The organism is Mesorhizobium sp. M0340, from assembly GCF_040321535.1.
Taxonomy (GTDB): Bacteria; Pseudomonadota; Alphaproteobacteria; order Rhizobiales; family Rhizobiaceae; genus Mesorhizobium.
On record NZ_JAMYRR010000003.1, the window covers coordinates 298,611 to 310,332 of the forward strand.

At 63.8% G+C, this 11,722-nt stretch carries 9 protein-coding genes; 5 read left to right on the forward strand and 4 right to left on the reverse strand.

All coding sequences use genetic code 11. The features are described 5' to 3' along the window. Positions 1-16 precede the first annotated feature (16 nt). The 4 genes from NKI79_RS06195 (at position 17) to pdeM (ending at position 4,561) form a co-directional block, all read left to right on the forward strand. Positions 17-367, forward strand: a complete 351-nt coding sequence (locus NKI79_RS06195) for a MarR family winged helix-turn-helix transcriptional regulator (protein ID WP_023676939.1) — start codon at positions 17-19, stop codon at positions 365-367. Further along, positions 368-1,258 carry a C40 family peptidase gene (locus NKI79_RS06200; RefSeq protein ID WP_352800482.1) on the forward strand — a complete coding sequence of 297 codons (891 nt, stop codon included), beginning with the start codon at positions 368-370 and terminating at the stop codon, positions 1,256-1,258. Positions 1,259-1,325: 67 nt separating this feature from the next. Then, positions 1,326-3,848 (forward strand): ligase-associated DNA damage response DEXH box helicase, encoded by a 2,523-nt coding sequence (locus NKI79_RS06205; RefSeq protein ID WP_352800484.1) that lies wholly within the window; start codon positions 1,326-1,328, stop codon positions 3,846-3,848. Positions 3,849-3,862: 14 nt separating this feature from the next. Beyond that, on the forward strand, positions 3,863-4,561 hold the full coding sequence (gene pdeM / locus NKI79_RS06210) for a ligase-associated DNA damage response endonuclease PdeM (RefSeq protein WP_352800486.1): 699 nt from the start codon (positions 3,863-3,865) through the stop codon (positions 4,559-4,561). Positions 4,562-4,563: 2 nt separating this feature from the next. On the opposite strand, the gene NKI79_RS06215 is transcribed toward pdeM, so the two are convergent. Genes NKI79_RS06215 through NKI79_RS06225 form a run of 3 tightly spaced genes read right to left on the reverse strand, consistent with a single transcriptional unit; the run spans position 4,564 to position 9,174 of the window. Beyond that, positions 4,564-5,499 (reverse strand): dimethyl sulfoxide reductase anchor subunit family protein, encoded by a 936-nt coding sequence (locus NKI79_RS06215; protein ID WP_352506165.1) that lies wholly within the window; start codon positions 5,497-5,499, stop codon positions 4,564-4,566. Positions 5,500-5,509: 10 nt separating this feature from the next. Beyond that, a complete protein-coding gene (locus NKI79_RS06220) occupies positions 5,510-6,244 on the reverse strand; it encodes a 4Fe-4S dicluster domain-containing protein (protein ID WP_352506166.1) in 735 nt (244 codons plus the stop codon). After that, positions 6,241-9,174, reverse strand: coding sequence for a molybdopterin oxidoreductase family protein (locus NKI79_RS06225; RefSeq protein ID WP_352800489.1), 2,934 nt, complete (start codon positions 9,172-9,174; stop codon positions 6,241-6,243). The genes NKI79_RS06220 and NKI79_RS06225 overlap by 4 nt, the downstream gene beginning before the upstream one ends. A gap of 279 nt (positions 9,175-9,453) precedes the next feature. Between NKI79_RS06225 and NKI79_RS06230 the strand changes: the two genes are divergently transcribed. Next, positions 9,454-10,356, forward strand: coding sequence for a LysR substrate-binding domain-containing protein (locus NKI79_RS06230; RefSeq protein WP_352475944.1), 903 nt, complete (start codon positions 9,454-9,456; stop codon positions 10,354-10,356). A 5-nt stretch (positions 10,357-10,361) separates the two neighbouring features. Here NKI79_RS06230 and NKI79_RS06235 read toward each other — a convergent pair whose 3' ends face one another. Further along, positions 10,362-11,618 carry an Hsp70 family protein gene (locus NKI79_RS06235; RefSeq protein WP_352800491.1) on the reverse strand — a complete coding sequence of 419 codons (1,257 nt, stop codon included), beginning with the start codon at positions 11,616-11,618 and terminating at the stop codon, positions 10,362-10,364. Positions 11,619-11,722 lie beyond the last annotated feature (104 nt).

Below are 11,722 nucleotides of genomic sequence, written 5' to 3' on the forward strand. Positions count from 1 at the left end.
CAGTCATGCTGGACGGATGTCGATTATCATGCGTCCAAGCCAGGCCTTGCGACTATGGCAACAGGTGGTGTTATCCGAGGTGCGTGACGACGCGCCCGATCTCACCATGCGCCAGACGGCGATCCTGTTCACCATCTATCTCGATCCGCCGCCACACACGGTGCGGGGGTTAGCCGCCCGCCTCAACGTCACCAAGCCGGTGATCACCCGTGCGCTCGATACGATGGGGGCGCTGAAACTGGTGTCGCGCCACCGCGACGAGCTCGACAAGCGCAACGTGCTGGTCAGGCGCACAGTAGAAGGCGCGCTCTTTGTCGAGCGCTTTGGCGATGTTATCATTGCCAGAGCCCAAGAGTTGCCCATTTGAATGAGTTGCCCATTTGAACGAGTTGCCGATTTGACCGCTAGGGATGCCCGCCTCCATGCCTTCCGCTCCGATCTCGCGGACGCCAGGCTGAAAGGCGAGGTTTCCGCCGCCCGTTTCGTCGCCGGCCGGCCGGCTCGCATATCAGCCTCCGTCGCTGACATCCGCAGGGCGCCGCGGCCGGACGCCGGCGTCGATACCCAGCTTCTGTTCGGCGAAGACGTCCTCGTCTTCGAGGACGTTGGGGGCTGGGCCTGGATACAGGCCGAACGCGACGGTTACGTCGGCTATGTCGCCGACACGGCATTGGGCGCGCGGGACCATGCGCCGACCCATGTCGTTTCGGTGCCGCGCACGTTTCTCTATCCGGGACCGGATTTGCGGTTCCCGGTGAGCGGGCAGCTCTCGATGGGGTCATTGGTGGCGGTGACGGGCTCAGCGGAAACGCGCGGCACGCATTATGCGCTGTTGCCGTCCGGCCAGGCGGTCATCTCGGGTCATCTCAGGCCTGTCGCCGAGTTTGCCCCCGACTACGTCGCGGTCGCCGAGTCGTTTCTCGGCACGCCCTACCTGTGGGGTGGCGTCTCCGGATTCGGCATCGACTGTTCCGGCCTGGTGCAGCTTGCGATGCGAATGGCCGGCAGGCAAGTGCTGCGCGACACCGACATGCAGGCGGCGACCATCGGTGACCCGCTCGATCCCGGGCCGGATTTTGCCGGGTTGCGGCGCGGCGACCTGGTCTTCTGGAAAGGCCACGTCGCGATCATGACGGATCCGGAGACGATGATCCACGCCAACGGCCACACCATGCTGGTGTCGCGCGAAGGACTGAGGGAGGCGGTCGCCCGTATCGGTTATCTCTATGGCGGCCCGACCGGGTTTCGCCGGCCCTAACGCGAATCGATCACCTTTTGTTCTGATTCTGCTTGGCGATTGCGCGTCGCCGCGCTACCTCTGGCACGTGACAGAGCAGCCGCGCCTTGCCCAACAGAATGCCGCCGTCGTCCTGCCCGAGCCATTCGTCAAATGGTTTGCGGAAAAGGGCTGGTCGCCGCGCGCCCACCAGATCGATTTGCTGGCCAAAGCCCAGGACGGGCAGTCGGTATTGCTGATCGCCCCGACCGGCGCCGGCAAGACGCTGGCCGGGTTCTTGCCATCGCTGACCGAACTGGCCGGCCGACCGAGGAGAAGGCCGGGGCAGGCGCATCGAGGCATCCATACACTCTACGTCTCGCCGCTGAAGGCGCTGGCCGTCGACATCGAGCGCAATCTCGGCAAACCCGTCGCAGAAATCGGGCTGCCGGTCACCGTCGAGACGCGCACCGGTGACACGCCCGCACACAAGCGCCAGCGGCAGAAGCTGGCGCCGCCCGACATTCTCCTGACCACGCCCGAGCAACTGGCGCTGCTGATTGCCGCGCCCGATGCCAGGCGCTTCTTCGAGGACCTGCGCTATGTCGTGCTCGACGAATTGCATTCGCTGGTGACCTCGAAGCGCGGGCATCTCCTGTCGCTCGGGCTGGCCCGGCTGCGCTCGTTTGTGCCCGCCCTGCAGACGATAGGCCTGTCGGCGACGGTCGCCGAGCCCGACGAATTGCGGCGGTGGCTGGTCAGCCAGAATCCACCAGGGCCGATGGCCGAACTGATCGTCGTCACCGGCGGCGCCAAGCCAGACATCTCCATCCTCGATTCGGAGGAGCGCGTGCCGTGGGCGGGACATTCGGCCCGTTATGCAACGCCGGAGATCTACAACGAGATCAAGCGCCACAAGACAACCCTGCTGTTCGTCAACACGCGCAGCCAGGCGGAGCTGCTGTTTCAGGAGTTGTGGCGGGTCAACGAGGACACCTTGCCGATCGCGCTGCATCACGGTTCGCTCGATGTCGCCCAGCGCCGGCGCGTCGAAAAGGCGATGGGCGAGAATGCCTTGCGCGCGATCGTCGCCACCTCGACGCTCGACCTCGGCATCGACTGGGGCGATGTCGACCTGGTCGTCCATGTCGGCGCGCCGAAAGGTGCGAGCCGGCTGGCGCAGCGCATCGGCCGCGCCAACCACCGTATGGACGAGCCGTCCAAGGCGATCCTGATTCCGGCCAACCGCTTCGAGGTGCTGGAATGCAGGGCGGCGCTCGATGCCAATTATCTCGGTGCCCAGGATACGCCGCCGCTGGTCAATGGCGGGCTCGACGTGCTGGCGCAGCATGTGCTGGGCTGTGCCTGCGGTGCGCCGTTCCATGCCGATGCGCTGTTTGAGGAAGTGCGGACGGCAGCACCCTACGCCGATCTCGATCGCCCGACATTCGATCGCGTCATCGATTTCGTCGCCACTGGCGGCTATGCGCTGAAGAACTACGAGCGCTATGCCCGCATCCGGTTGAACAAGGACGGGCTGTGGCGGGTCTCAAATCCTCGCGTCGCCCAGCAATACCGGCTCAATGTCGGCACCATCATCGAAGTGCCGGCGCTCAACGTCCGCTACGTCCAGCCCGGCAGCAGAGGCGCGGCTTCGCGTGGCGGCCGGGTTCTGGGCAAGATCGAGGAGGCGTTCCTTGAAACGCTGACGCACGGCGACACCTTCATGTTCGCCGGCAAGGTGCTGCGCTTCGAAGGTATCCGCGAGAATGAGTGCTTCGTTTCGAATGCACCCGGCAGCGACGCCAAGGTGCCGTATTACGGCGGTGGCAAATTCCCGCTTTCGACGTACCTGGCCGAACAGGTCCGCGCCATGCTGGACGATCCGCAGCGCTGGAAGAAGCTGCCGGAGCAGGTCGCCGACTGGCTACGTTTCCAGGCCGACAAGTCGGTGCTGCCGAAACGCGACGATCTGCTGATCGAGACTTTTCCGCGCGGCAACCGCTACTATCTGGTGGCCTATCCGTTCGAGGGCAGGCTGGCGCACCAGACGCTCGGCATGCTGCTCACCCGCCGCCTCGACAGGGCGGGAGCCAAGCCGCTCGGCTTCGTCGCCACCGACTATGCGCTTGCCATATGGTCGCTTGCCGATATGGGCCGGATGTTCAGGGCGAAGAAACCGTCGCTGGCAGCGCTCTTCGATGAGGACATGCTGGGCGACGACCTCGAAGCCTGGCTCGCCGGCAGTTGGTTGTTGAAGCGCACCTTTCGCAATTGCGCGCTGATCTCGGGATTGATCGAGAAACGCCACCCGGGCCAAGAGAAGAGCGGCCGCCAGGTGACCGTGTCGACGGATCTCATCTACGACGTGCTGCGCAGCCATGAGCCTGACCATATCCTGCTGCAGGCGACGCGTGCCGACGCCGCGACCGGTCTGCTGGACGTCAGCAGACTTGCCGAGATGCTCTCGCGCGTCCAGGGTCGAATCATGCATAAGAATCTCGAGCTAATATCGCCGCTCGCCGTGCCGATCATGCTCGAGATCGGCAAAATGCCGGTGCATGGCGAGGCCGATGACACGCTGCTGATGGATGCAGCCACGCTGGTCGAGGAGGCCATGGGGACGAAATGATTGTCGCGTCGGCCATGGCTGCACCTCTGGCGGAGGTAGGCTCTGTCGATATCGCCGGCGAACGCGCGGTCTGCGACCGCCGCGGCGTGCTCTACTTTCCCGAATTTCGGCTTCTGGCCGTGTCCGATCTGCATCTGGAAAAAGGCTCCTCGCTGGCCAGGCGCGGCACGCTGGTTCCCCCTTACGACACCGGAGCCACGTTACTCCGCTTGCAAGCGGTAATCGCCGACTACCAGCCTTCGATCGTCATCAGCCTGGGGGACAGTTTTCACGATGGCGGCGGCGCTGCGCGCATGCACGCAAGCTTTCGCGAAAGGCTGGAAGGCCTGATGGTTGGGCGCGACTGGTTCTGGGTCACCGGCAATCATGATCCTGAAGCACCGGCCGACCTGCCCGGCGAGACCGTGCGCGAATTGGCCATCGGCTCTCTGCTCTTCCGGCACGAGCCTTCGGCGGTAAGGGTAGAGGGCGAGATATCAGGCCATCTGCATCCTTGCGCCCGCATCGTGCAGCAAGGCCGCTCGGTGCGGCGGCGCTGCTTTGCCGGCGATGGCGGCCGCATGATCATGCCGGCCTTCGGCGCCTATACCGGCTCGCTCAATCTGCTTGATCGCGCCTATGCCGGGCTGTTCCGCCGTGAAACGCTGATGGCCTACATGCTTGGCACCGAACGCATCTTCGCGATTTCCCACGCGATGCTCAGGCCGGGCTGAACCTACCTGCCGTAGTACAAAGTGACGGTGTGCTTGGCCTCGGCGAAGAACAGCCAGCGCTCGACCAGCATGCCGGCGAGTTGGGCGATCGCGGCGAGCATCGACGAAACCGCCGCATAGGGCCACGGCAGGGCGAACGCCGCCACCAACAGCAACGCAGGCAAAGCAAAGGCCAGCACCTGCGTGATCTGGCGTAGCCGCACGCTGTGCTTGCGCGCGATGCGGAAGCCCATCTCCTTGAGCAAGTAGTTTTCCTCGGTATGCGGCCATTCCATCGACCGCACCGTGCCGCCGGCCAGACCCGTCGCCGTGTTGGCTGTGGTCGGGATTTCCAGCCGGTCGTTGTACCGCCAGGTCGCCAGCTTCCAGCCCCAGCCGAGCACGGTCAGCAATAGGGCAGCCGCGAGAAGCGTATTCGAGCCGACGGCAAAACCCTGCAGCAGCGCATTAAGCAGCACGCAGCCGGTCATTGCCGAAAAGATCAGATAGCCGGGCAGGGTGAAGCGGCTGTGCCATTGGGCGATAGGCTTCAAGGACGCGTAGATCATGCCGGTGGTGCAGACGGTTGCGACCGCGCCGATGGCAGCGAGCAGCCCGGCGACAGCCACCCAGCCGCTCGTACGGCCGAGGACCACCCAGCCAATACCGAACAGTCCCGCCGGCATGAAGGTCGCAACCGACGCAACGCCTTCGCGTGACAGCCAGGAGCTTCGCCATTGCGAGAAGGCACGCCAGGCGCGTTCGGGACGGCCGAGATGGCCGGCCGACGACAGCAGGCCTGCCGAGATCAGGCCAAGCGCCAGCCCCATGCCGGTGAGGCCAAGCCAGAAATCGGGCGGGATAAAGCCCTGTCCGGCGAGCACGCCAAGTAGTGCGAGCAGGCCGTAACCGGCGCCCGTGGCGGTGGTGAAAAAGACGACGGAGAATGCTGGATGCATGAGACGCGGGTTAGTTCGAAAGCATGCGGTCGACCCAGCCGAGGAAGCCGCCTTCGGCCCGCACCGCTTCAAGCGCCGGCGCCGGCACCGATGCGGCGCGGGTGGTGTGGGCACGTGGCGGCAGATATTTGTTGGTCGGCTTATAGCCCATTTCCGGCATCAGATCGACACCGCCGCGCTCGGCCACCAGTTGCGAGATAGCCGATGCCGGATCGCCCAGATCGCCGAAATGCCGCGCACTGGTCGGGCAAGCAGCGACGCAGGCCGGAACGCGATCTTCTTCCGCCAGATTGTTGTTGTAGATACGGTCGACGCACAGCGTGCATTTCTTCATCACGCCGACATCGGTGTCGAACTCGCGCGCGCCATAGGGGCAGGCCCAACTGCACAATTTGCAGCCGATGCACTTGTCCTCGTCGACCAGCACAATGCCGTCCGAGGCCCGTTTGTAGGAGGCGCCGGTCGGGCATACGGTGACACAGGCCGGTGTCTCGCAATGCAGACAGGAGCGCGGGAAATTGACCGTGCGCCCACCCATCTCAGTCATGTGCTCATAGCTGTGCACGCGGTTGAACCAGACCCCGTCGGCGTCGCCGCCATACGGATCGATGTCGGTCAGCGGCGCCATGTGGCCGCCGGTGTTCCATTCCTTGCAGGCGGTGACGCAGGCCTGACAGCCGACACAGGTGTCGAGATCGATGACCAGGCCGAGCTTCTTGTCGGTTTGGGCGGGAAGGCAGGTCATGGTCTGGCAGCTTCTCTTTCCCGGCGGAACTCTGCGCCGAAAGTGAGCTTGTCAGGCGAGGGTTCGAAATGCGGCGGCTGCCGGAACCGCTCGAACTGCGGCTCGGTGAAGCCGCCTTCCTCGGCCGCGCATTTGACGATGCGCACGCGCAGGTCGAACCACGCCGCCTGGCCGGTCACCGGATCGGAATTCGAATAGCGTTTGCCGCTGGCATCGGCGGAGGTCTGGTCGCCGATGATGTGGTTGAGCAGGAAGCCGCGATTGGATTCGGCCGCGTCATCCTTGAGCCCCCAGCTGCCACGACGCTTGCCGATCGCATTCCACGTCCACACCGTATCGGCGTTGACGCCGTCGACCAGCTTGATCTGTCCTTTGACCTTGCCGTTGATGCTCTCGATCCACACCCAGTCGTTATCGACAAGCCCGAGGCTGGCGGCGGTCCGGTGATGCACGAACAGCCGGTTCTGGCTGGTGATCTGCCTTAGCCAGGCATTCTGCGAGCCCCAGGAATGATACATGTGCATTGGCCGCTGCGTCAGCGCGTGCAGCGGATAGGCTTGGCTGTCAACCGCAGTCTCTTCGAAGGGCGCATACCAGAACGGCAGCGGATCCATATAGGTCTCGATGCGGCTACGCTCGGCTTCCGGCGGCAGCACCCGGCCATGGCCGCGTGCCGCCAGGCGGAAGCGCTGCATCGGCTCGGAATAGAGTTGGAACACGATCGGCTCGGCTTTCAGGATGAAGCCCATGCTCTCGGCGAAGTCGAGATAGGAGCGGTTTGCCATCTTGTAGTAGCGCTGATCGGCGGCGAAATCCTGGTGCCAGAAGCCGCCATTGTCGATGTAGCGCTGCAACTGGTCGGGATTGACGTCGCCCTTGCCGACCAGGGTCCCGTCCTTGCCGCGCCAGCCGGCGAGTGGACCGACACCTGGCGTACGCTCGTGATTGACGATGTAGTCGGCATAGTCGCGGTATTTGGCGGAGCCGTCGTCATCGACGAAACCGGGCAGACCGAGCCGCGCGCCGAGTTCGATCAGCACCGTCTGGAACGGCCTGACGTCGCGGTCCGGCTCGACAATGGGATGGCGGATGGCGTCGCCCGGACCGTCGGCGTGGCTGATCGGCCGGTCGAGCAGACTGATACAGTCATGACGCTCGAGATAGGTCGTGTCCGGCAGCACCAGATCGGCAAAGGGCACGGTCTCGGAATAATAAGCCTCGGAATAGATGATGAACGGGATCTTGTACTCGCCCGCCGCATCGATATCGGTCAGCATCGCCATCGTCTCGACCGTATTCATCGACGAGTTCCAGGCCATGTTGGACATGTACATGAACAGAGTGTCGATCTTGTAGGGATCGCCTGCCCAGGCGTTACGGATGACCGTGTGCATGAGCCCATGGGCGGCCAGCGGCGCGTCCCAGGAGTATGCCTTGTCGATACGAACAGGCCTGCCGCCTTCATCGATCAGCAGGTCCTCAGGTCCGCAGACGAAGCCGAGCGGCATGCCTTCGAGCGGTGTCATCGGCTTCACATTCTTGCCGGCGGGCTTTGGACCCGGCGGCGCGGACCGCGGATAAGGCGGTTTGAAGCGGAAGCCGCCCGGCACGTCCACCGTGCCGAGAAGCACCTGAAGCAGATGAATGGCGCGGCAAGTGTGAAACCCGTTCGAATGGGCCGAGATGCCGCGCATCGCATGCATCGACACCGGCCGGCCCTTGATGGTCTTGTGCCGGCGGCCGGCCCAGTCCGTCCAGGCCACCGGCAGTTCGATTTGCTGTTCGAAGGCGACATGAGCGAGTTCTGCAGCAATGCGTCGGATCGTGTCGGCGGAGATGCCGCACCGGTCAGCGACGGCGTCGGGTGAATAGCACTCGTCCAGATAGCGTTCGGCGACGAGTTGGAAGACCGGCACGCAGAGGCGGCCGTCGACGAGAACGCTGCCGGTCAGTGCGGGCTTTGCGTCGGTATCGCCGGCGTCGACAGGCGTCTTCGCCACCCTGTCCCAAGCCAGCGGATTGCCGTCGCCGTCGCGCAGGAACAGCCCGTCATCGGCGGCTCCAGGCTCCTGAATGACCAGGATGTGGGCGTTGGTGTAGCGCAAGAGGTAGTCGAGATCGACGCGCCCTGCCTTCAGCAATTCGTGGATGAGGGCGAACACAAACAGGCCGTCGGTGCCGGGCCGGATGCCGATCCAGTCGTCGGCAATCGCGTTGTAGCCGGTGCGGCAGGGATTGATTGAAACCACCTTGGCGCTGCGCGCCTTGAGCTTGCCGAGGCCGATCTTGATCGGATTGGAATCATGGTCTTCGGCAACCCCGAACAGCATGAAATACTTGGTGTTGTCCCAGTCGGGCTCGCCGAATTCCCAGAACGAGCCGCCAATCGTGTAGAGGCCGCCGGCTGCCATGTTCACCGAGCAGAAACCGCCATGGGCTGCGAAGTTCGGCGTGCCGAACTGGCTCGCCCACCAACCGGTCAGCGATTGCGACTGGTCGCGGCCGGTGAAGAAGGCGAGTTTCTTCGGATCGGTCTGGCGGATGTTCGAAAGCCGTTCTGTCGCGAGCGACAAAGCTTCCTCCCACTCGATCTCGCGGAACTCGCCCGAGCCGCGCAGTCCGGTGCGCAGCAATGGTTTCGTCAGCCGGGCCGGGCTGTAATGCTGCATGATGCCGGCGCTGCCTTTGCCGCACAGCACGCCGCGATTGACCGGATGATCCTTATTGCCGTTTATGTAGCGGACCTTGCCGTCTTTGATATGGACGTCGATGCCGCAGCGGCAGGCGCACATATAGCAGGTGGTCTTGGCGATGCTGTCGGAGACATCAGGCGAAGTATCGACGCCGTCGCGTTCAGCGGGCGCTCGCGTATCGGCAAGCGGCCGTTGTGATGGTGCCGAATTGGCTCCGCGCAGCAGGTTGTTGGTCATGGTCCGATGATGCTCTTGCGCTCCGCGAACTTGGCTCTCGTCTTCGGGCCTGGGCCGCGCATGTAATGCTCTTCCGGGCGATAGCGTTCACCCAAGAGCCGCCGCCGCAGGCTGCGGGTCCAGTGCGCAAACACGGATTTGAACCGCCCCACCAATTCTACCCTCGACTGCTCTGGCGCGACTTTTTTCCAATTTCGGGCCAAAATTTAGAACAAAGCGACCGATCCGTCTAACAACTTGCTCTTGTAATTCCAATCGGATTTGCTTCTTAGTGTCGGAATGACCCTGGACCAGTTGCGGATCTTCGTCGCCGTCGCCGAACGGGCGCACATGACCAAAGCGGCCGAGTTGCTGGGCATCTCACAGTCGGCCGCATCCGCCGCGATTCGCTCGCTCGAACAGCAGCATGGCGTCCAGTTGTTCAACCGCGTCGGCCGCAACATCGAGCTCGCCGAAACCGGACGCCGATTCTTGCCCGAGGCCAAGGCGGTCCTCGAGCGGGCTGCGGCCGCCCACAACGTGCTGGAGCATGTTTCGCAAACGATCACCGGCAGTCTCTCGATCGCTGCCAGCCAGACCATTGCCAGCTATTGGCTGCCGCGCCGGCTCGCCTCTTTCCACGAAGCCTATCCTGCCGTCAGGCTGAGCGTGAGCATTGGCAACACCAGGCAGGTCGAGACCGATGTACTTGATGGCGCAGCCGATTTTGGCCTGGTCGAGGGGCGCACCGAATCCGACATTTTGCGGCGTGCCAAGGTCGATATCGATCGCATGATGCTGGTCGTGGCGCGCTCGCACCCTGAGATCGCGGAAGTTTCGCCTGGACATCCCGACCTTGGCGGGCTTCGCTGGATCATTCGCGAAGGCGGGTCGGGCACGCGCGAAGCGCTGGAGGACCTTGCCCGACGCGACGGGATTTCGTTCGCGGACCTGCAGATATTCCTGGTATTGCCGAGCAATGAGGCTATTCGCCAGGCGGTCGAGGCCGGCGCCGGCGCCAGCATCATCTCGGAACTCGTCGTCGCCCGCGCGGTCGCCGAAGGTAGCCTACGTTCTGTGCCGGTCGATCTGCCGAAGCGCGAATTTGCCATGATCACGCATCGCGACCGGCAGCCGAGCCTGGCCCAGATGGCGCTCAAGGCGCATCTTGGCGGCAAAGCTGAGAGACTCGCGCCGCTTTAAGCCGATCAGCCGAACTTCCGCTGCGCGTCGAGCGCCAGCCCAAGCCCGACCGAGCCGAACACATCGCCTTCGATTACCGACGCCTGCGGCACCAGCGCCAGGATCCGCTGCCTGGCCAGCGGGATCGCGGTCGATCCGCCAGTCAAGAACACCGCGGTGACGTCCGAGGCCTTCACCTGTGCGTCGAGGATGGTCTGCTCGACCGTAGCCGCAACACGCTCAATGTCCCTGGCTATGGTGGCTTCGAGCCCCTTGCGCGTGATTTCTGCCGTGAACTTCACCTCCGGCAGCGCGACCTCGACATCGGCCGACGAACGGTCCGTCAGCTCGATCTTGGCCTTTTCGACCAGCGCCGCCAGCGCGTGGCCGTAACGATGCTCGACGATGTGGATGAAGCGGTCGATCAGGTCTGCACGCTCCGCCTCATAGCGGATCTGGCGCAGATGCGTCATCGCCCTCGCGGTATAGACCAGGTTGATGCGCTGCCACGTCGCCAGGTCGATGAAGTAGCTCGCCGGCAGATTGCGTTTGCCATCCTTGGTCGGCGAGAGATAGCCGAGCTGCGGCATCACATGGGCGATGCTCAACAGCCGGTCGAAGTCGGTGCCGCCGATGTGGATGCCGCGGCTGGCCAGGATGTCGTCCTTGCGGTCAAGCGAGCGGGCGCGCTCGGGCGAGACGCGCACGATTGAGAAGTCGGACGTGCCGCCGCCCATATCGACGATCAGCGCCAATTCCTCGCGCGTCACCTTTTGTTCGTAGTCGAGTGCCGCGGCAATCGGTTCGAACTGGAAGGCGATGTGCTTGAAGCCGTGGGCACGAGCGGCATTTTCGAGTTCGTGCTCCGCCTTCGCGTCAGCCTGGGCATCGTCGTCGACGAACTGCACGGGCCGTCCCAGCACGACGCTGTCGACCGCGTCATGGGCTTCTTCTTCCAGCTTCTTTTTCAGATGGCCGACGAACAGGCCGACAATCTCCATGAAGCCGATCGAGCGCGCCTTGATGCGTGTCTTTTCGTGGGCGAGCGAGCTGCCGAGCACACTCTTCAACGAGCGCATCAGGCGGCCTTCGATACTGTCCGTATAGTTGGCAAGGGCGCGCCGCCCGAAATAGGTGCGGTTGTCCTCGAAATTGAAAAACACCGCACTGGGCAGCGTGACCTGGCCGTCTTCCAACGGCACCAGCCGCGGCTGCCCGTTCCTGACCACGCTGACGGTGGAATTCGAAGTGCCGAAGTCGATCCCGGCGAATGCTGGTCGCATCGTGCGTTCCTGTATTTCTGATTTGGGGAGCAGCAGCTCGTGTCCGGTCGGGCCGGGGGTCGCGGTCTAACCCATACCCTCGGAAAGGGAAACCACTTTTACGA

Coding starts and splice junctions, on each gene's coding strand:
- NKI79_RS06195 (WP_023676939.1), top strand. CDS start 17: ATGTCGATTATCATGCGTCCAAGCCAGGCCTTGCGACTATGGCAACAG.
- NKI79_RS06200 (WP_352800482.1), top strand. CDS start 368: ATGAGTTGCCCATTTGAACGAGTTGCCGATTTGACCGCTAGGGATGCC.
- pdeM (WP_352800486.1), top strand. CDS start 3,863: ATGGCTGCACCTCTGGCGGAGGTAGGCTCTGTCGATATCGCCGGCGAA.
- NKI79_RS06215 (WP_352506165.1), bottom strand. CDS start 5,499: ATGCATCCAGCATTCTCCGTCGTCTTTTTCACCACCGCCACGGGCGCC.
- NKI79_RS06220 (WP_352506166.1), bottom strand. CDS start 6,244: ATGACCTGCCTTCCCGCCCAAACCGACAAGAAGCTCGGCCTGGTCATC.
- NKI79_RS06225 (WP_352800489.1), bottom strand. CDS start 9,174: ATGACCAACAACCTGCTGCGCGGAGCCAATTCGGCACCATCACAACGG.
- NKI79_RS06230 (WP_352475944.1), top strand. CDS start 9,454: ATGACCCTGGACCAGTTGCGGATCTTCGTCGCCGTCGCCGAACGGGCG.
- NKI79_RS06235 (WP_352800491.1), bottom strand. CDS start 11,618: ATGCGACCAGCATTCGCCGGGATCGACTTCGGCACTTCGAATTCCACC.